Genomic DNA, 20,113 nt, shown 5'->3' with positions numbered 1-20,113 from the left:
CGGATTTTTCACATCATTATCGTTTTTTCAAAGATAGTTGCTTTGTTGAAGATATTTATACTCGATAAATATTATTGTGTAAATATTTGAAAAAATTTATATTTACAAAAAAACCAATGAAAAATTATTTAGAAATTAACAAAAACTCATGGAACGCTAGAGTAGAACCTCATCTGGAGTCAGATTTCTACTTTGTCAATGAATTTCTGAACGGAAGAACTTCGCTTAATTCTATTGAACTTGAACTTTTAGGCGACCTAAAAGGTAAAAGTATTTTGCATCTTCAGTGTCATTTTGGTCAGGATTCTATTTCCCTTTCCAGAATGGGAGCTAAGGTTACCGGAATCGATTTGTCTGATAAGGCCATTGATGTGGCAAAAAATTTAGCAGAACAGTGTAGAACAGATACCCAATTTATCTGCACAGATTTGTATAATCTTCCAAATATTTTAGAAGAAAAATTTGACATCGTTTTTACAAGTTACGGAACGATTGGCTGGTTGCCGGATTTGGATAAATGGGCAAATGTAGTGAGTCATTTTTTAAAGCCGGAAGGAGAATTTGTCATGGCAGAATTTCATCCTGTAGTTTGGATGTACGATGATGATTTTAATGCAGTGGCCTATAATTATTTTAACGAAAAACCGATAGAAACCTCAGAAGGAACATATGCAGATACTTCCGCAGATATTGTTCAGGACTATATTTCATGGAATCATCCTTTGTCTGATGTCCTGCAAAATTTAATCAATAAAAATTTAATACTGGAAAACTTCAGCGAGTTTGACTGGTCGCCCTATTCATGTTTCAGGCACGTTGAAGAGTTTGAAAAAGGCAAATGGAGAATCAAAAAATTCGGAAACAAAATTCCGTTAGTTTACGCATTAAAAGCAAAAAGAAGTCATCGTAATGATGACTTCTTTTATATGAATGTAAATAATATTAAAATTTGTTATCTAAAATTAGATATTTGATGCTGTATCTTCAACTTTAGATTTCGTTTCATCAAATTTATTTTGAGCCTGTGAAGCAACATCGTTTGCTTTAGTTTTCAAATCATTTCCCCATTTGTTAAGGTTGTCTTTCGCACTGTTGATCTTGTCCTTTACAGCTTGTTGCTCTTCCGGAGTAGATTTTTTGTATTTCCAATAAGCTAAAGCACCTAATCCTAATAAAGCTAAAATACCGTTTGTCTTATTTCCCATGATTTTTGATTTTAAGTTATATTAAATTGTTATACAACTTACTATGTAAAATACGTGCCAAAAAATTATTGGGATTGATAAATAAATGTTAAAATTTAATTAAACATTTCAAAATTTTCTCCGTCAAAACTTGCAAAAACCATAGTAGGGTAAGAGTCTTGATGATAAATATTTCCTTTTTTATCAATAGCAATCGCACCTGCAAAACCATCTATTGTTTTTAGTTCTGAAAAAGTTTTCTCAAACGCTTCTTTAATATCCATTCCGTCAGTAACTCGGGTTACAATTTTTGTTGCAGTTGCGTTACTTACAATATCTTCTCCAACTCCTGTACAGCTAACCGCACAAAACTCATTGGCATAATTACCTGCTACGGTTGCAGAGTCAGAAATTCTTCCGGGGATTTCAAAACCTTTGCCACCTGTAGAAGTTGCCACTGCCAATTTACCGTCTTTATCCATGGCAACGCAGCCAACTGTGCCTTTTCCGCCGTTGTTTAGTTTTGCTTCGTACTCTTTTCTGCGTTGAGGAATTTCAGTTGAAAAGTTTTTAAAACCATGTTCAGAAGCATAGTTTTTGGCACCGCTTCCACCTAAAACACGATCCTCTTCTTTCATTAAATCTTTAGCCACAAAAATCGGATTTTTCACATCCTGAATATTGATAACACCACTCATTTTTTGAGTTGCACCATCCATTATCGCTGCACTCATTCGTATAATACCGTCACTTTGAATTTGTGAGCCGATTCCGGCATTGTACAATTCATCATCTTCCAAAAGTGAGACAGCATAAGCAACCGCTTCAAAAGCTGAATGAGATTCTAAATATTGAAATGATTTTTTAGCAATATCTTTTAAAGAATTTTGCTTGGCAGTTTTTACCTCATTGCTTTGGTCGCTTTCAGAGAAAAAACCTCCGTGGATGATGATTTTCATAAAATATAATTGATGGTTGATGAAATATAATTGATAAGAGACAATTGATGATTTATAATAGAATAAAATCATTTATTACCATCAACTGTTACTCATAATTTACGTTTGCGGGATCGGATTAAATTGAGAATTTTCTATCGTTAATTTTCTTGTTGTTAAATCATAATGGTCATTCATCGACATTACATGAACTGTCAGATTATCAATAGAAATTGGTTCACCAAGATTGATATTCGTAAGATTGGTGTCCTTAATAAATCTTCCATCAACAATGATTACAAGTCCGGATCCGACAGCAGTCATGGTATCGTTGTAGATGAAAAGTCCGGTATCTTCACCTAAACCGATTCCTAAAGTCCTGGGATTGTTGACTACAGCCTGAAAGAGACGTCCGATTCTTCCACGTTGTACAAAATGAGTATCAACGATAACATTATCGATCAATCCTAAACCTTGTGTCGTTTTTATTTCACCTTTCAACAAAGCTTCAGAGCTGCTTCCCTGATAAATCATATTTTCAGAAGCTGCTGCAGCTCCTGCGGAAGTTCCGGAGTAGATAAAATCCTGCTCCAGATATTTAAGGAGAATAATATCGTGAAATCTCGTGCCTCCGAGAATAGAAGTTAATCGCAGCTGATCGCCACCTGTGAACATAACTACATCTGCAGCGTTTGCTCGTGCAACAATAGCGTCAGAATTAGCTTCTTCACGGTTATGAATATCAAGAATATTTACATTTTTAGCTCCTAAAAATTCAAAAGCTTTTTTATATTCGGCACCTACAATTTGAGGGATCTGTGATGCAGTAGTGATTACTTCAATGATTGAATTTTCTTTGTTTTTAGACTCAGTGATAATTTTTCTTAAAATTCCTCTCTCAAAAAAATTAAGATTTTTTTCAATGTTCTGATCGTAATCGGTTTCGGAGAAACTGCCTTTATTAACAGCACCACCGATAATAATTAATTTTCCAACAGGTTTCATAGCTTGCAAAGTTAGAAAATTATTAATTGTTGCGGAAATATTAAGAGGTTTTTATCGTATTTGCTTTGCTTCTGAATTGATTACGAAATTTAAACTTTTTTAATAAATCTTTAAACAGACTGTGGTTTTTTTTAAGCTTTTACATTATCTTTGATTTTAAAAGATATTTTTTATTAATACAAATTACGTCATTAAAATATGAAAATTGAGAAAATACAAGCTTTAAGGGGTCCTAATATTTGGAGTATTAGAAGAAAGAAGCTGATACAAATGCGTTTGGATCTTGAAGAGTTGGAAAATTTTCCTACCAATAAAATTGAAGGCTTTCGAGAAAGAATAGAAAAACTCATTCCCTCACTTATCACTCACCGATGTTCTGAAGGTACACATGGCGGTTTTTTTCATCGTGTAGAAACCGGAACCTGGATGGGTCATGTGATTGAACATATTGCTTTAGAAATTCAGACTCTCGCAGGAATGGAAACTGGCTTTGGAAGAACACGGGAAACAAAAACTCCGGGTGTTTATAATGTTGTATTTGATTATATTGAAGAAAATACAGGAATATATGCAGCCGAACAAGCTGTAGAAATTGCCAATGCACTAATAAACGGTGAGGAATATGACATCAATGCGTGTATTCAAAGGTTAAAAGAGATCAGGGAACGTGTTCGTCTGGGACCTTCTACCGGAAGTATCGTACAAGAAGCAGTTTCGAGAAAGATACCGTGGATCAGATTGGGCACAAATTCTTTGGTGCAATTAGGTTACGGAGTCAATCAACAGAGATTTCAGGCTACAATTACCGGAAATACCAGCTCGATTGCTGTAGATATTGCCTGCAATAAAGAATTGACTAAAAGGATGCTCCACGACGCAGCAATTCCGGTTCCTACAGGTGATTTAGTGATAGATGAAGATCAGCTGCAAAGTGTTATCAATAAAATTGGCTATCCGGTTGTGATTAAACCTCTGGATGGTAATCATGGCAAAGGTTCTTCTATTAATGTGAATGATTGGGAGGTTGCAAAAATTGGTTTAGAACACGCTCAGAAATATTCTAATAAAGTAATTGTTGAAAAATACATTACAGGATATGATTTCAGAGTTTTGGTGATCAACAATAAAATGGTTGCCGCAGCAAGAAGAGTTCCTGCTCATGTGGTTGGTGATGGTGAGATGAATCTTCAGCAATTAATTAATAAAGAAAATCAAGATACCAGGAGAGGATATGGGCACGAAAATGTGCTTACCGAAATAGGCATTGACAAAGATACTACAGAACTGCTTGATAAACTGCATTACACCTTAGAAACCATTCCGCAGAAAGGAGAAGTTGTTTATCTAAAATCAACCGCAAATCTTTCTACAGGCGGAACTTCTATTGATGTTACCGACATGGTGCATCCGGAAAATATCACGATGGCAGAAAGAATTTCTAAGATCATCGGCTTAGATGTCTGCGGAATCGATATTATGGCAGAAAATCTTACCCAGCCTTTAAAAGAAAGTGGTGGGGCCATTATCGAAGTAAATGCTGCTCCTGGTTTCAGAATGCATCTTGCTCCAAGTGAAGGTCTTCCGAGAAACGTAGCTGCACCTGTTGTAGATATGTTGTATCCTCCAGGGAAACCTTTTACAATTCCGATCATTGCTGTGACAGGAACGAATGGTAAAACAACCACAACAAGATTGATTTCTCATATTGTTAAAAATAATGGATACAGAGTAGGCTTTACAACTTCCGACGGTATTTATATTCAGAATACAATGTTGACGAAAGGGGATACTACAGGTCCTGTTTCTGCAGAATTTATCTTAAAAGATCCAACAGTAGAATTTGCGGTTCTGGAAACGGCAAGAGGAGGAATTCTCCGTTCCGGTTTAGGATTTTCTCAATGTGATATTGGTGTTTTGACTAATATTAAAGAAGATCATTTAGGGTTAAATGATATCCATAATCTTAAAGATTTAACGAAAGTAAAAAGGGTAGTTCTCGATAGCGTAAAGAAAAACGGATGGAGCGTTTTAAATGCTCAGGATGAATATTCGATGCGAATCATTAATGATTTACCAAGCAATGTAGCTATTTTCAGTTTGGATGAGAATAATGAATACATCAAAAAGTTCGCAAAAGAGGGTAAAATAACCTGCGTTTACGAAGAAGGTTTTGTAACGATTAAGAAAGGCGACTGGAAAATCAGAATCGGAAAGGCAAAAGATTTTCCGATCACAATGGAAGGAAAGGCAAAATTCATGATCGATAATGTTTTGGCAGCGAGCTTAGCTTGTTACCTTCAAGGTTTCGGGATTGAAGATATTTCAAATTCTTTGAGAACATTTATCCCGAGTGCGCAACTTACACCAGGAAGATTGAATATTTTTAAATTTAAAAACTTTAAAGTTTTAATAGATTTTGCTCACAATCCTGCAGGATACGAGGCGATTGAAGATTATCTTAAAAATGTTGAATCAACCAAAAAAATTGGTATTATTTCTGGAGTTGGAGATAGAAGAGATGAAGATATCAGACTGTGCGGAAAAATTGCCGGAAGAATGTTTGATCATATTATTATCCGAAACGAAAAACATCTTCGTGGAAGAACTGAAGAAGAAATCAACGGCTTGATTATCGAAGGAATGCAGACTTCTGGAAGAGATGTAAGTTATGAGACCATTCCTAAAGAAATTGAAGCCCTGAAACATGCTATGGGAATGGCAGAAGAAGGAACCTTCATTACTGCTTTGAGTGATGTTATTTCGAACGCAATTGATCTTGTACAGGAATATCAGGCGAGAGAGTTGCTTGAGGATGGTAAGATTTAAAAATATTTCTGGGGCGGGCTTTAGCCCGCCCCAGAAAATAAAAACAATAAAACCTTAGAGATCTCTAAGGTTTTATTGTTTTTATTAATCTACAAAAAACGCATTAGAACTTCCAATCCAGATTGCATCTTTTTTATTAAAATCTACATTCACCATGGCTGCTTTTGTCATTCTCCCCAAATTTTCCAGAAGAATCGGGCGCTCATCCTGATCTCTCCAAATATAAAGCAGACGGATTTCAGCCTTTGAAAATTCTCCGTTGATGTCTTCAAAAACAGGTTCGTAGGTCACTTTTCTTTGCAAAATATAATTTTCTTTATCCTCAATTGCATCAGTAATTTCTTTTGTAGGATTTAAATTGACTCCGCTTCCGGCAAATGAAAACAAAGGTTTCAAAACAAAATTTTCAAGATTTTCACCTTCCGGAAATTCATGCAGGAAATAACTTTTCGGAACGAACTGATGATTCAGCATTGGCAACAGGAATTTAGAAATTTTAAAAAACCAGTTTGGGTGTGTAATCCATTTTACATCAGCCTCTTCACGGAAATCAAATTCGAGTTGAAGATTAGGAATTCGATCCAACTCATCAAAAATCACACGGTTGTAAATTCTGTTGATTTGAATTTTTTCACCGTTATTTTCGTAGAATAACTTTTTACCTTCTTTTTTTACTTTCGTAAGACATACTGTTTTTATTCCCAATAATTTTTCTGTGAGAGCAAAATCAATTGAGGTTTTTTGTTTTTCAGGAAAAATTTCCAGGAGAATAACATTTTCAGGATTTTCATCACCAACAATCAAATCTTTAATATAACTACGGAATTCTTCATGAGGTAATTTGCTTCTTATTTCATTTAAAAAAGGATAGACTTCACAATAAGTATCTTCATAAACTTGCTGAAAAGCATACAGAGAAGGAAAAGCCTGCAATTCTATAAGCTGAGGTTCAATTTCACCATTTTCGCTTCGGCAAATTCCAAAATCAATGGTAAAGAAATGAGGTTGTGCTGTATCATTGGGAACTTTACAATTTTCGGGAATGGCTTTTTCTAAAGTTCCCGGAGGTAAAGCTTTGATTTGGTCAATTATACTTTCACTCGCATCAATCAGTTTATTTTTGAATTCGTTGGAAAGAAACATCGGACTTTCAGAAAGCCTGAATCCGGGTGTTAAACCGCTTTTTTGCTCAAGAATTTTATTAAAATGCTTGTATTTTTCCTGTGTAAACTCCTGATTAAATTGTTTTCTGTATTTTGGAATCATAATTTTTTCTTTGTGATTTTAAAAAATCGAGCATTTGATGCTCGATTCTTATAATTGGTTTATCTGAATTAAAATTTAAGCCATAGCTTCAGTTTCATTCAAAATGTTTTTTTTTGCAAACCTTAAAAATCTAGGCAAAATCTGAGCTTGTGTCAAAAGAATTTTTTCTTTATCATCCATTCTGTCAATAGTTTCCAGATATTTTTCCATGCCGAAATTTTCGATCATAGCTGCTTTATTCTTTTCGTCTTTCAGATTTTCAATCATCCCTGCAGGATTGGCCTCCGGATGAAACTGGGTGCCAAAAATCTCCTCTGAAAAACGTATTGCCATTACTGCTCTTTCAAAATTGATGTGAGGACGAAATTTTTCAATTGCCACAATTTTCATCCCCAATTCTTCAAAACGATCAAGATCAGGTTCTATAAACTGGTAAGCTCTGGAATCTACCGCATAAAACGGCTCCGGAAGATTTTTAAATAAAAATTCTTTGTTACCTTCATCAGTCTTATGCATCGGCATTACACCGAAAGAATAAGAATTTCTCTTGCAGATGTTTCCCAGTTTCCAGTGTATACTCGCCAGCTGAAATGAATGGCAGATTAAAAACAAATATTTTTTCGATTCATTTTTTTGATTATGTTCGTAAACCGAATCCAAAAAACGAGAAAATTTTTCTTCCCATTCAAACCCCTCACGATGCGGATTTCCCGGACCTCCAGATGAAATGAAGATGTCAAAATCTTCTACGTTGGGCATTTCATTTTTAAATCTTACATCAAAAATTTCAATGCTTATATTTTCTTCAGACTGCTGCTTGAATGCCTCAGAAATTTCTTTAATATTTTTAAATCCCTGGTTAACATTGTTGTTATTCATGTCAAGCAAAGCAATTTTTACATCTTTCATAACTTCATATTTTATGCAAAGTTATTAAAAATATTATAGAGCAGACTGACTGTGGGTAATGCCGTATTCTGTCTCAGAGATCATATAATCAACGACTTTCTTAAGATCACCTGTTTCTTTATACACTGCAAGTTGTCTGTCTGCACCCGTTCCGTTTTCTAATATTGTCCATGCATATTCTACCTCTTTTCTGCATCCTAAATCATCTACTACATCATCAATAAATTCAAGCAATTCTTTTAGCAAATCTGCATAAGGAACCGATTCTTCTTTACCGAAATCAATTAATTGAGAATGAATTCCGTCTCTTGAAGCCCTCCATTTATTTTCATTAAGCAATAATCTTCTGTAACTTCTGAAACTTAAATTCTGCTGGTGAAGTTTATAAATTTTAGCAACCAAACTTTGCATAATTGCAGCCAGACAAACAGTTTCGTCAATTCTCAAAGGCATATCACAAATTCTGAACTCAATTGTAGGGTAGAAGGGATGTACACGCAAATCCCACCATATTTTTTTAGCATTGTCTATAGTTCCTGTTTTTACAAGAAGATCGACATAGCTGTCAAATTCTGCCAGAGAATTGAAATAACTAGGAATTCCTGTTCTTGGAAATTTCACGAAAATTTCCTGTCTGTAAGATCTGAAGCCAGTATTTCTTCCAATCCAAAAAGGAGAATTCACAGATAATGCATAAACGTGCGGAAGGAAATACCTCATCACATTCTGGATCCTTACTCCTTCTTCACGATTAGGAATACCAATATGAACGTGCAGTCCGAAAATAAGATTTCCACGGGCAACATCACCCATATCATCTACAATCTTGTTATAGCGCTCACCATTTGTAATGGTATTGTGTTCCCAGTTTGAAAAGGGATGCGTTCCTCCCCCGGAAACACGTAGTCCCTGCTCATGAGCGGTATTGATGAGATGCCTTCTCAGATTGGTTAATTCGGCTTGAGCCTCCTGAATGTTCTGGCAAATTCCTGTTTCCATTTCAATCATAGATTCGTGCATTTCGTGCTTTAAGTTTTCACTTAAAACCGCTTTGCCACCTTCAATAATTTTTGAAACATGAGATACCAAATCTCTGCTTTCTAAATCGATGATCTGATATTCTTCTTCTATACCAATAGTAAACTGATGCATTTTTTTTCTGTGTTTTTTTTAGTTTATTTTACTGAATCTTTCACAAAAGTTCCCCAAGAAATATTCTGTTTCCCCGGAACATATTCTTTTGCTTTTTCGATTGCCAATTTTGCAGAATGCTCTACAATCCAGGCAAAGTTTTCTTCACCCACAGAGTTTCTGTCTGCATCCGGTGCAGGATTACAGAAGTCGATTGCATAAGGAATTCCGTCTCTCACAGCAAATTCTACCGTATTAAAGTCATATCCTAAAGCCTCATTCATTTTTATGGTATAATCATGAATTACTTTTAACAGTTTTTCCAGATCTTTACCTTCTGTCTGATGAGTTGTAGCATATCTTAAATGATGAGGATTTCTAGGTTCGTAAGGCATAATGTGAACATATTTTTTGCCCAAACAGTACACTCTGTAATAATCCTGAAATACAATTTCTTCCTGAACCATCATGACTAACTGCTCGGTTTCAGATAATTTATCCCAAAGATCTTCCGGACTTTCTACTCTGTAAACGCTTTTCCAGCCGCCACCGTCGTGGGGTTTCATGTAGGCAGGAAATCCTACATAGTTGAAAATATAATCCCAATCGTGAGGGAATTTCAGGTTTCTAAATGATGTTTCCGAAGTATCAGTCGGTCTTTCGTGTGAAGGCAACAAAACTGTATTTGGTAACGGAATACCTAATTTAGACATTAAAGCATTGTTGAAAAACTTTTCATCTGCACTCCACCAAAATGGATTATTGATAACGTAAGTACCGTTTAATGCTGCATTTTTAAGATAAGCTCTGTAAAAAGGAACGTCCTGAGAAATTCTGTCAATAATTACAGCATATCCATAATCTGCACCTTGTTCCAATTTATCTATGGTCACTGCTTCCGCTATGATTTCTCCTTTTCCCATCTCATTTACTTTATCAATAAATGCCCACGGAAACGTATCTTCCATTCCGAATAAAATTCCTACTTTTTTTGCCATAATTTGTCTTTTTTAGTGGTGTATTATTTATTTATAATTATTTAAATTTTAAGAAAAGAAAGTCCCTATATAATTAGGAAATGCCATTCTCCAGAGTGGCCAGTCGTGATTGATCCACTTTTTTTCATCATACCAGAAATCAATTCCTTTTGAACGGAGAATTCCCGCCATTTCTACATTTTTATCTTTGCAAATATCTTCATCTGATGTGCTCAAAACAATGTGCATGTGTTTGTATTTCCATGCTTCATCATTTTTTAGAAACTCTCTTGGGCAGTTAAAGTAAATAAGTTCGTCAGAGATTCCGTCCATAAAATTTCTTATGCTGAAAGCTCCTGAAAGACAGAATAAATGAGAAACTACATCTGGAAATCTGAATGCAAAATTAGCAGCATGATAGCCACCAAAACTAGCTCCTGCCACTGCTACTCGATGAGTGCCGTGAAGCTTTTGAATATAAGGCACAAACTCCTGAATAAGAAACTGCACATATTTTTCATAATTTCTGATTCTCTGTTGTGGTGAAATATTTTCGTCATAAAAACTCCACGCATCAATCGTTTGAATGTTGTATAATTTAACTTTTCCCTGTTCAATAAAATAATTGATGCTGCTGTTCAGATGAAAGTCATGATTTTGAGTATATTGTCCTTGAGAAGTAGGGAACATAATAATAGGATAACCGAAATGTCCTGTAATTTCTACTTTAAGGCTTATTCCTAATATATTTGAGTAATAATCTGTATGTTCTATATGTGCCATTTTAATTTAATTTTTGAGTTTTTTTAACTAAATGAACTTTATAAATTCGATTCCGCCAACACGTTTATCTTTTAAAATGTCCAGAACAATTGTTCCGAATTTTTTATGTTCTAGAATTACGTTTTCCTGAAATTGCCATTCTGCTCCCAACTTATTTGCGTTTGTAGATGTAATAAGCCCTGCTTTCCCAACTTCCGTTTTCGGCTTTTAAATCTTTAGTTAGATATAAATTTTGTGGTAAATTTAGTTTTATAAGGTTAATTATTTCTTGAATATCAATTAAATTATTCATAACTAATCATTACGCAGACGGTTTTTCTTTGGGTGGAATTATATTGAGAAGATGTGCATGAATTTTTTCAGCAGCACCGTCAAGTCTTTCTATCACTTTGTCAGAATCTGTTGATTTATAAACAATTCCTACATGATAATCAATGGGAAGAAATTTCACCACTTCGTCACACTCAAACTGATTATAATCGGGTTCTTTATCTTTAATCAAAGCCACAATTAATCCTGAATAATATCCTGTAGGTTTTGCAACTTCATATTTCTTTCCCCTTAAAAGTGCATCTTCTATTTTTGCCCATTCACGCCAGATGTTGATATTACTGGAAGCTTCTACCAAATCAGGAATATGCGCACCTCCGACTCTTGAAGATGTCTCCAGGAAATACCATTTTCCATCTTCTTTGCCACGGATAAATTCTGTGTGAGTTGCACCGTTGAGTAAGCCAAAATTCATAAGAACTTTTGTATTCGCATCATCCAGTGCTTTAAATTCTTCTGAATATCTTCCTAAAGTTTTAGTTCTGAAAACTCCGCCTTCATGAGAAACCTCCATTGGTGGTGCAAGATACTTTGAGGCAGAAGTGAAAACGATTTGTTTATTAAAAGTTAAACTGTCAACGTGATAAACATCGCCCGGTTTAAAACTTTCTAGCAGGAATAAATGACGCTCTTCTCCCAATTTTTCTAAAGCATCCCAAAGTTCTTCTTTAGTTTTTAGCTTTTTGATTCCGGATGCCGAAGCTTCAGAGCGTGGTTTCAAAACCCAAGGAGCAGGAACTTTATTGATGAAATTTTCAACTTCATGATCATTAAAAACAGCGGTGAATTCCGGAACATTGATTCCGGTATCTTTAGCCTTTTGGCGCATTGCCAGTTTGTCTCTGAAATAACGGTGAGTGGTTTGTCCCATCCCGGGAATACGGAATGTCTCGCGTATTAATGCAGCTTTTTCAACATCATAATCATCTAATGCGATCACAGCATCAACCTTACGGGTTTTCATCAAGTGTGAAAATCCCTGTACAAGATGATCCAAATTCCAGACAGACGGTTTCATCTCGGGCATATAAAAAACTTCGTCAATGGCTTTCCACGGCCAGTTCTTTTCTTTGAGGTTTTCCGATGTTACCAAAATTACTTTATTTCCGAGTCTTTTCATCTCATCCATAAAGTCGTAGCCTTTGTAATAGCACGAAATGCATACAATAGTTTTCTCCTCCATATAATGTTTTTTTAATTTTGATGAATATTCAAAAATAAAAGCTATTCATTGTTGATGTTTTAATGCTAAAAGTCAACTATTAATGCGTATTTGAAAATCACTAATCAATTATACAGAGAAATTTCGAAATAAACTAATTTTTAATGATAATTTTCAATTAAATCGGCTAATAATTGAACGCCGTAGCCTGTTGCGGCCTTGTCTTTAGCATATCCTACATTTCCAAAAGCGACTCCTGCAATATCGAGGTGTGCCCAGTTGGGATGCGCCTCAATGAATTGTTCTAAAAATTTTGCAGCAACAATACAGTCGCCGATAGGTTTCATAGAAATGTTTTTAAAATCGGCAACATCAGATGTAAAATCATCTTTCCAAATGTCCCATAGTGGTAAATTCCAGACTCTCTGGTTCGTTTTATCTCCAGATTTTATCAACAGATTTTTTAATCTTTCATTATTAGAAAACAGAGCTCCACAAGTATCTCCAAACATTCTTACCGAACTTCCCGTGAGCGTTGCCAAATCAATAAGAATATCTGTTTTATAATTTCTAGACAAATAAGAAAGTCCGTCTGCCAAAGTCATTCTTCCTTCAGCATCGGTATTTAAAACTTCGATTGTTTTTCCGTTGTAAGCGGTGATGACATCGCTCGGTAAATAAGCATTTTCTGAAACTGCATTATCTGTAATTGGTAAAATTGCAACGATATTTACCGGTAATTTCATCTGTGAGGCATAGATTAATGCTCCAATCACTGCCGTTGCTCCGCCCATGTCAGATTTCATGTAGTGCATATTGTCTGAGGCTTTGATGGAAATTCCGCCGGTGTCAAACAACACACATTTGCCCACCAATCCGAAAGTCTTTGCATTTTTTACGGTTGTTTTATATTCTAAAATAGTAAATGCTGCATCATGCGCACTTCCCTGGTTAACAGAAAGGAAAGCTCCTAATCCCAATTCTTCACATTTTTTTCTGTTGAAAACAGTGTATTTCAGCTTATTTTTTTTAGCTAAATTTTTAAGATATAAATTAATTAAATCGGGTTTTTTAAAATTCGCAGGTTTATTTAACCAATCCTGACATGCAGTTTGTCCTTCACAGATAGCATCTGTCTTGTCTCTGATGACATCCAGCTTTTTCTGGCTTAGATTTTTAAAATGAAATTCAAATTTTTCGTTCCAGAAAGGGTGGCTTTTTTCAAATGGATAGTTATAAGTTCCGAGAAAAAGCCCTTTTATAAATTCTTCAAACTGTTTTTCATTAATGAAATCAGCTAAAATTAAAGTAGAAACAGGTTGAAGGTTTTTTTTCTGAGCCTGAGAAAATTTCATAGCAACCTGTTGAAATTCAAAATTCTGAATATCGGCTTTTCCAAGTCCTATAAAATAGGTAATCGAATCTTCTTTTGCATCAACGAAAACTTCATTTTTCTTACCTGAAAATAGAAGCGATATATTTTTATTGTAATTTTTATTGTTTTTTGTCCACGATTCTTCTGTGAATAATTCGAAAATTTGTGCGTAGTTTTTATTTATATTATTTAGTAGCTTCATTTTTTAATTTTTAATTGTTTCCTGATGCGGTGTAACTTCCACCGGATTTTCTGTGTTGTTGTAAAAAAGCCATTCTATGGCTCTCGGAAATTCCTGAGACCAATAAAATTCGTTGTGAGAGCCTTCGGGATTGATGTTGGTTTTGAATTCAAAATCAAAAAGATTTTTCTTTCCCCATCTTTTCAGATAATTTTCGAAAACCTGTATTCTTTTGACCATTTTAGAGCCTTCCTGTTCTCCGCCGTAAAGATAAATTTTAGTTTTAAAAGGAACTCTGAAACTCATCATAGGGAAATTATTATTCGGTTCTACCCAAAGTGACGGAGAAAAAATTAAGAGTTTTGAATATACTTCAGGATATAAAAATCCGCTGTAGATACTGATTAAAGCACCCAAAGAACTCCCGCCAATTCCTGTGTTATCACGATCTTTTTTGGTGCGGTAGTGTTCGTCAACAAAAGGTTTTAAGGTATCGGTAATAAAACGGATGTACTTTTTTCCTTCAGAACCGTTCGCAATATTATCATTATCGAAAATGTATTCTTTAATTCTTTCTTCGCTACCGTGTTCTACAGCAATAATGATTACATCTCCGCGACCATATTCTGCCAGAATAGAAAGTTTTTTGTCAATTTCCCAGTTGCCGTAAGGACTTCCTTCATTGAACAAATTTTGTGCATCCTGAAGATAGAGTACAGGATAATTTTTGTCTGAAACATAATAGTCATAAGGCAAAAGTGCCCAAACCTTACGATGTCTGTCTAATTGTGGGATATAAAATTCGTCAGAGATGATCTCAACAATCGGATAAAATTCTTCTTTAAAAGGTCCCCAATTGTATCTCCACTTTTCAACTTTATGAGAAAATTCTCCTGTAGATTTTGCCACCTTTTTGTTTGGTGTAATGCTTCCATAAAGATCAAGCTCTACATTTTCCCATCCGCCTTTTGTAAATTTAAACTCAATAATTTCAGGAAGAAAATCATCAAATATTTCTATGTAATAATTATTCTGGTCTATCTGTATCAATTGATAGCGAGAATCTTTAGGATTCCATGTGTTGAAATTTCCGGTTATGTAGATTGGTCTTTCGTCCGCCTCATCGGTGTAAAGTGTAAACTTCATATTTGTGTTGAAAAGTATGTAATTATATTAACTCATAAATGTATAAAAAATCTTTTTATATACTTGAATTAAAATTAATAAAAAACGCTCTTTAACAAAGGAATTATTTATATATTTGATAGTCATCGATATGTTTTGTATAAAATGTCTGAATAAAATGATATTCAGCTTTCAGCAATCATTATTTATGATCTTTTGACTGAAAAACATTATGATGAACTCGGTAAAAACCTATTCTCTTTTCACAGATCATGATATTTACCTATTTCGTGAAGGTAAACATTATCGGCTGTACGAAAAATTCGGGGCGCATTCTGTGGAAAAAGACGGAGTGAAAGGCGTGTATTTTTCAGTTTGGGCTCCTAATGCCAAAAAAGTTTCAGTGATTGGGAATTTCAACAACTGGAATCATCAAGATCACATTCTTTTCCCACGATGGGACGGTTCGGGGATTTGGGAAGGCTTTATTGCAGGGCTTACTTGGGGAACTCTGTATAAATATGCTATAGAAAGTTTAGGCAAAATTTTAGAAAAAAGCGATCCTTATGCTTTAAGTTGGGAACAGAATCTGCAGGCTGCATCATTAGTTTCAACCAATTGGTATGAATGGGATGACGAAGAATGGCTGGAAAAACGCTGGAAAAACAACAGTTTGGAAGCACCTTTATCTCTTTATGAAATACATTTAGCTTCCTGGTATAGAGATTCAGAACATCCTGAAGATTTTTTAAATTACAGAGAGATTGCTGCCAAATTGATTCCTTATGTCAAATATATGGGTTTTACCCATGTGGAATTTATGCCCGTGATGGAATATCCATATGATCCAAGCTGGGGATATCAGATTACGGGTTTCTTCGCTGCCACTTCACGATTTGGTTCGCCACAGGATTTAATGTTTTTAATTAATGAACTTCACAAAAATGACATCGGAGTAATCCTGGATTGGGTTCCTTCACATTTTCCGGGTGATGCCAATGGTCTGCACCGTTTTGACGGAAGTTACTTGTACGAGCATGAAGATCCTAGAAAAGGTTTTCACCCGGATTGGAAATCTTATATTTTCAATTACGGAAGGAATGAAGTTAAATCTTTCTTGATTTCCAATGCCATGTTTTGGCTTGATCGATATCATGCGGATGGGTTGCGTGTAGATGCGGTAACATCTATGCTTCACTTAGATTATTCAAGAAATGAAGGCGAATGGGAACCTAATATTTACGGTGACAATGTCAATCTTGAAGCGAAAGCTTTTTTACAGGAATTTAATACTGCCGTTTATAAAGAATTTGGAAACAGTATCATCACCATTGCAGAAGAAAGTTCAGATTTTCCGTTGCTTACAAAACCTGTTCATGACGGCGGTGTAGGTTTCGGAATGAAGTGGATGATGGGCTGGATGCACGATACATTAGATTACTTTAAAGAAGAGCACGAAAGCAGGAAGTATCATCATCATAAACTTACGTTTGCATCCATGTATATGTTTAATGAAAACTATATGATGCCTCTGTCTCATGATGAAGTGGTACACGGAAAAGCGAGCCTGATTTATAAAATGAAAGGTGACGAATGGCAAAAATTTGCCAATCTCAGAGCACTATTTGTATATATGTATACGCATCCGGGTGCAAAATTGCTTTTTATGGGTGATGAGTTCGGGCAAACCTCAGAATGGAATTTTAAACAAAGTATCAACTGGCATTTGCTTGATTTTCCTGTACATAAAGGTCTGCAGAATTTGGTTAAAGATTTAAATTTTTTGTATAAAGATCAGAAAGCTTTTTATGAAAATCAATTTAATTCAGATGGTTTTGAATGGGTAGAAGCTGATGATACAGATAATTCTGTTTTAATTTATTTAAGAAAAGGAAAGAAAAAAGATGATGTATTGATGGTTATTTTAAATCTTACTCCCAATACATTTGATTATAAAATAGGAGTAAATGCCGGATCAGAATGGGAAGTAATTTTCAATTCTGATGACGAACAATATGGCGGAAGTGGGGTAGTAACTACCATATTTAAAGAAGAAAATGAAGAATGGATGAACCGCCCGAAATCTATTTTCCTAAAGCTGCCGCCACTTGCCGGTTTAGTTTTGAAAATGAAAAAAGATAAGAAATATAAAATTCTAAGAATAAAACAACACAAAAAATAATAATGACAATTTATCACCTTAGTACAGAATGTTATCCCGTTGCCAAAGTAGGAGGTTTGGCTGATGTTGTGGGAGCTTTGCCGAAGTATCAGAACAAGATGAAAGATGTTGACGCCAAAGTGGTGATGCCTTGGTACAATAAATCTTTTGTGTACGACCACGAGTTTGATGTTGTTTTTGATGGCTTCATTCATCAGGGACAAAATATGCTCCAGGTTCAGGTCATGAAAGAAAAAACCAATACTTTAGGGTTTGAATTGTTTTTGGTTAAAATTCCCGGACTGTTGGATCGGGAAAATCCCTATGGATATCAGGATGAAAGTTTTCAGTTTTTAGCATTTCAGCACGGTGTTTTGCATTGGCTGACTGCTATGCAGATTCGTCCGGATGTTTTACATTGCCACGACTATCATACAGGTCTGGTTCCTTTTATGGTAGAACATTGTCCTGAATTTGAGTTTTTAAAAGGTACAAAAACCATCGGAACCATTCACAATGGTGAATATCAGGGAATGATGCGTTGGGATATGATTCATTTTATGCCTGTATTTGACCATCACAAATGGGGATTGTTAGATTGGAACGGGTTTATCAATCCTCTGGCAAGTATGATTAAGTGTTGTACCTCTTTCACAACAGTTTCAGAAGGATATCTGGAAGAGCTGTTTGTAAGTTTTAAAGGTTTGGAAAGTCTTGTGCGTGACGAGTTTGGAAAAGCCTACGGAATCATCAACGGAATTGATACCGACGTCTGGAATCCCCAAATCGATCCTATGCTTGATTTTAATTATAATGAGAAAAATGTACTTAAGATCAAAAAGAAAAACAAAGAAAAACTTTGTAAAGAATATGGTCTGAATCCTGATTTGCCACTTTTTGCTTTCATCGGAAGATTCGCTACAGAAAAAGGAGCAGATTTACTTCCCGAAGTTGTCTGGAGAAGTATCAAGCAAACGTATGGGGCTTTAAACATCATTGTTTTAGGTTCAGGAAATTCTTATATTGAAGATAAATTAAAAGAATTAAATTACGTTTATGCCAATTTTGCAACAGATATTGGATATAAAGAACATTTATCTCATAAAATATACGCTTCGGCAGATTTTTTGTTGATGCCTTCCAGAGTAGAGCCTTGTGGTCTTAATCAAATGTATGCAATGCGCTACGGAACGGTTCCGGTTGTAAGTTATACCGGAGGATTGAGAGATACTGTAAAAGATATTTCTACCGGCGGTTCAGGTTTGAATTTTACTTACCCAGGAGTCGATGATATTATTCATGCTATGATTCGTGGACTTGCAATTTACAATCAAAAAAAGGCTATGGATGACTTGGTGCTTTCCAATATGAAATTTGATTTTGCATGGGAGAAATCAGCAGAAAAATACCTGGCTTTATATAAGAGCTGAAAAAATTAATAAGTCAAAGAAATTTACTAATAATAAGATAAACCACAAATAAATTTATGAATCCAAATGTTATTTCAATCGTTTTGGGAGGAGGAAGAGGTACAAGGCTTTTCCCGTTAACTTATTCGAGATCAAAACCTGCAGTTCCTATTGCCGGAAAGTACAGATTAGTGGATATTCCTATTTCTAATTGTTTAAATTCAGGACTTAATAAAATCTTGGTTTTAACACAGTTTAATTCAGCATCTTTAAATTCACACATTAAAAACTCCTATCACTTTGATATTTTCAGCAAAGGATTTGTAGATATTTTAGCTGCAGAGCAAAACGTGGAAAACGAAAGCTGGTTTCAGGGTACGGCAGATGCAGTCCGCCAATCAATGAAACACTTAGAAAAATATGATTATGACTATATCTTAATTCTTTCAGGAGATCAATTGTACCAGATGGATTTTAATGCGATGCTGGATTTCCATATAGAAAATGGCGGCGATGTAACTATAGCGACAATTCCTGTAAATGCAAAAGATGCTACAGGTTTCGGAATTTTAAAATCTGATGAAGAAGGAAATATCACTTCTTTTATAGAAAAGCCAAGCTATGAGATGTTAAATGGTTTGCAGTCTGAAGTGTCTGAGAAAAATAAAGCTGCAGGAAAAGAATATTTGGCATCAATGGGAATTTATATATTCACTAAAACGATCTTGAAAAAAATGTTTGAAGATGGTGCAGGTGACGATTTCGGAAAAGACATTATCCCAAGTTCAATAGGGAAGTACAGTACTCTAAGTTATCAATATGAAGGTTACTGGACAGATATCGGAACCATAGAATCTTTCTACGAAGCCAATATCGATCTTTGTCAGGATTTCCCCCAGTTTAATCTGTTTTCATCTTCACCGATTTATACAAGAGCCAGAATGCTTCCCCCTTCAAAGATCAACGGATCTTACGTGAGTAAGGCTGTTTTTGGCGATGGGTGTATCATTTTAGCAGATAAAATTGAAAATTCTGTAATCGGAAACAGAACAAGAATCGATAAAGGAAGCACCATCGTCAATTCTTATGTGATGGGAGCAGATTTTTATCAAAAAACAACAGAAATTGTACACAATGACAGCAAAGGACAACCCAACATGGGAATCGGAAAATACTGTTATATTGAAAAAGCAATCTTAGATAAAAACTGCTACATTGGCGATAACGTAAGAATCATCGGAGGAAGACATCTGAAAGACGGAGATTACGGTACCTATTCTGTACAGGACGGAATTGTCTGCGTGAAAAAAGGAGCAGTATTACAACCCGGAACTCATATCGGATAGTAATT

The 20,113-nt window shown here is 35.1% G+C and carries 16 protein-coding genes; 5 read left to right on the top strand and 11 right to left on the bottom strand.

All coding sequences use genetic code 11. From position 1 onward, the window contains the following. The first annotated feature begins 116 nt into the window (after positions 1 to 116). The gene (locus ACZZZA_RS14320) at positions 117 to 974 is read left to right on the top strand and encodes a class I SAM-dependent methyltransferase (RefSeq protein WP_463432867.1); all 858 of its coding nucleotides are present in this window, start codon (positions 117 to 119) and stop codon (positions 972 to 974) included. On the opposite strand, the gene ACZZZA_RS14315 is transcribed toward ACZZZA_RS14320, so the two are convergent. The 3 genes from ACZZZA_RS14315 to ACZZZA_RS14305 form a co-directional block, all read right to left on the bottom strand. Beyond that, complete coding sequence (locus tag ACZZZA_RS14315; RefSeq protein ID WP_463432865.1) at positions 963 to 1,205, bottom strand: YtxH domain-containing protein; 243 nt, start codon at positions 1,203 to 1,205, stop codon at positions 963 to 965. The two genes, ACZZZA_RS14320 and ACZZZA_RS14315, sit on opposite strands and share 12 nt — an antisense overlap. A gap of 95 nt (positions 1,206 to 1,300) precedes the next feature. Beyond that, the gene (locus tag ACZZZA_RS14310) at positions 1,301 to 2,143 is read right to left on the bottom strand and encodes an isoaspartyl peptidase/L-asparaginase (protein ID WP_463432863.1); all 843 of its coding nucleotides are present in this window, start codon (positions 2,141 to 2,143) and stop codon (positions 1,301 to 1,303) included. Positions 2,144 to 2,242: 99 nt separating this feature from the next. Continuing rightward, a complete protein-coding gene (locus ACZZZA_RS14305) occupies positions 2,243 to 3,127 on the bottom strand; it encodes a cyanophycinase (RefSeq protein WP_463432861.1) in 885 nt (294 codons plus the stop codon). 198 nt (positions 3,128 to 3,325) lie between these two features. Here ACZZZA_RS14305 and cphA point away from each other — a divergent pair, with 198 nt between their 5' ends. After that, on the top strand, positions 3,326 to 5,953 hold the full coding sequence (gene cphA, locus ACZZZA_RS14300; protein ID WP_463432859.1) for a cyanophycin synthetase: 2,628 nt from the start codon (positions 3,326 to 3,328) through the stop codon (positions 5,951 to 5,953). Positions 5,954 to 6,037: 84 nt separating this feature from the next. Here cphA and ACZZZA_RS14295 read toward each other — a convergent pair whose 3' ends face one another. The 8 genes from ACZZZA_RS14295 to ACZZZA_RS14260 all read right to left on the bottom strand — a co-directional run bounded on the left by ACZZZA_RS14295 (position 6,038) and on the right by ACZZZA_RS14260 (position 15,213). After that, a complete protein-coding gene (locus ACZZZA_RS14295; RefSeq protein WP_463432857.1) occupies positions 6,038 to 7,219 on the bottom strand; it encodes a hypothetical protein in 1,182 nt (393 codons plus the stop codon). A gap of 75 nt (positions 7,220 to 7,294) precedes the next feature. Then, entirely contained in the window at positions 7,295 to 8,128 is an 834-nt protein-coding gene (locus tag ACZZZA_RS14290; RefSeq protein ID WP_463432855.1) for a type 1 glutamine amidotransferase, read from the bottom strand. 33 nt (positions 8,129 to 8,161) lie between these two features. Beyond that, entirely contained in the window at positions 8,162 to 9,280 is a 1,119-nt protein-coding gene (locus ACZZZA_RS14285) for a carboxylate-amine ligase (protein WP_463432853.1), read from the bottom strand. Between the two features lie 23 nt (positions 9,281 to 9,303). Further along, a complete protein-coding gene (locus ACZZZA_RS14280) occupies positions 9,304 to 10,257 on the bottom strand; it encodes an ATP-grasp domain-containing protein (RefSeq protein ID WP_463432851.1) in 954 nt (317 codons plus the stop codon). A gap of 48 nt (positions 10,258 to 10,305) precedes the next feature. After that, positions 10,306 to 11,019 (bottom strand): alpha/beta hydrolase-fold protein, encoded by a 714-nt coding sequence (locus tag ACZZZA_RS14275; RefSeq protein WP_463432849.1) that lies wholly within the window; start codon positions 11,017 to 11,019, stop codon positions 10,306 to 10,308. A gap of 301 nt (positions 11,020 to 11,320) precedes the next feature. Continuing rightward, positions 11,321 to 12,532, bottom strand: coding sequence for an ATP-grasp domain-containing protein (locus tag ACZZZA_RS14270; protein WP_463432847.1), 1,212 nt, complete (start codon positions 12,530 to 12,532; stop codon positions 11,321 to 11,323). Positions 12,533 to 12,672: 140 nt separating this feature from the next. Then, complete coding sequence (locus ACZZZA_RS14265) at positions 12,673 to 14,088, bottom strand: M17 family metallopeptidase (protein WP_463432845.1); 1,416 nt, start codon at positions 14,086 to 14,088, stop codon at positions 12,673 to 12,675. A 3-nt stretch (positions 14,089 to 14,091) separates the two neighbouring features. Further along, positions 14,092 to 15,213: an alpha/beta hydrolase gene (locus ACZZZA_RS14260; RefSeq protein WP_463432843.1), complete on the bottom strand. Its 1,122-nt coding sequence runs from the start codon at positions 15,211 to 15,213 to the stop codon at positions 14,092 to 14,094. Between the two features lie 214 nt (positions 15,214 to 15,427). Between ACZZZA_RS14260 and glgB the strand changes: the two genes are divergently transcribed. Genes glgB through ACZZZA_RS14245 form a run of 3 tightly spaced genes read left to right on the top strand, consistent with a single transcriptional unit; the run spans position 15,428 to position 20,108 of the window. After that, the gene (gene glgB / locus ACZZZA_RS14255; RefSeq protein ID WP_463432841.1) at positions 15,428 to 17,374 is read left to right on the top strand and encodes a 1,4-alpha-glucan branching protein GlgB; all 1,947 of its coding nucleotides are present in this window, start codon (positions 15,428 to 15,430) and stop codon (positions 17,372 to 17,374) included. Positions 17,375 to 17,376: 2 nt separating this feature from the next. Then, positions 17,377 to 18,783 (top strand): glycogen synthase, encoded by a 1,407-nt coding sequence (locus ACZZZA_RS14250; protein WP_463432839.1) that lies wholly within the window; start codon positions 17,377 to 17,379, stop codon positions 18,781 to 18,783. A gap of 56 nt (positions 18,784 to 18,839) precedes the next feature. After that, positions 18,840 to 20,108: a glucose-1-phosphate adenylyltransferase gene (locus ACZZZA_RS14245; protein WP_463432837.1), complete on the top strand. Its 1,269-nt coding sequence runs from the start codon at positions 18,840 to 18,842 to the stop codon at positions 20,106 to 20,108. The last annotated feature ends 5 nt before the right edge of the window (positions 20,109 to 20,113 follow it).

The organism is Chryseobacterium sp. AC405b, from assembly GCF_979258685.1.
Note: the sequence above shows the minus strand (reverse complement) of the source record. Positions and strands in the feature narration are given on the sequence as shown.

Coding starts and splice junctions, on each gene's coding strand:
- cphA (WP_463432859.1), top strand. CDS start 3,326: ATGAAAATTGAGAAAATACAAGCTTTAAGGGGTCCTAATATTTGGAGT.
- ACZZZA_RS14320 (WP_463432867.1), top strand. CDS start 117: ATGAAAAATTATTTAGAAATTAACAAAAACTCATGGAACGCTAGAGTA.
- ACZZZA_RS14280 (WP_463432851.1), bottom strand. CDS start 10,257: ATGGCAAAAAAAGTAGGAATTTTATTCGGAATGGAAGATACGTTTCCG.
- ACZZZA_RS14270 (WP_463432847.1), bottom strand. CDS start 12,532: ATGGAGGAGAAAACTATTGTATGCATTTCGTGCTATTACAAAGGCTAC.
- ACZZZA_RS14305 (WP_463432861.1), bottom strand. CDS start 3,127: ATGAAACCTGTTGGAAAATTAATTATTATCGGTGGTGCTGTTAATAAA.
- ACZZZA_RS14265 (WP_463432845.1), bottom strand. CDS start 14,088: ATGAAGCTACTAAATAATATAAATAAAAACTACGCACAAATTTTCGAA.
- ACZZZA_RS14290 (WP_463432855.1), bottom strand. CDS start 8,128: ATGAAAGATGTAAAAATTGCTTTGCTTGACATGAATAACAACAATGTT.
- ACZZZA_RS14295 (WP_463432857.1), bottom strand. CDS start 7,219: ATGATTCCAAAATACAGAAAACAATTTAATCAGGAGTTTACACAGGAA.
- glgB (WP_463432841.1), top strand. CDS start 15,428: ATGAACTCGGTAAAAACCTATTCTCTTTTCACAGATCATGATATTTAC.
- ACZZZA_RS14260 (WP_463432843.1), bottom strand. CDS start 15,213: ATGAAGTTTACACTTTACACCGATGAGGCGGACGAAAGACCAATCTAC.
- ACZZZA_RS14315 (WP_463432865.1), bottom strand. CDS start 1,205: ATGGGAAATAAGACAAACGGTATTTTAGCTTTATTAGGATTAGGTGCT.
- ACZZZA_RS14245 (WP_463432837.1), top strand. CDS start 18,840: ATGAATCCAAATGTTATTTCAATCGTTTTGGGAGGAGGAAGAGGTACA.
- ACZZZA_RS14310 (WP_463432863.1), bottom strand. CDS start 2,143: ATGAAAATCATCATCCACGGAGGTTTTTTCTCTGAAAGCGACCAAAGC.
- ACZZZA_RS14275 (WP_463432849.1), bottom strand. CDS start 11,019: ATGGCACATATAGAACATACAGATTATTACTCAAATATATTAGGAATA.
- ACZZZA_RS14285 (WP_463432853.1), bottom strand. CDS start 9,280: ATGCATCAGTTTACTATTGGTATAGAAGAAGAATATCAGATCATCGAT.
- ACZZZA_RS14250 (WP_463432839.1), top strand. CDS start 17,377: ATGACAATTTATCACCTTAGTACAGAATGTTATCCCGTTGCCAAAGTA.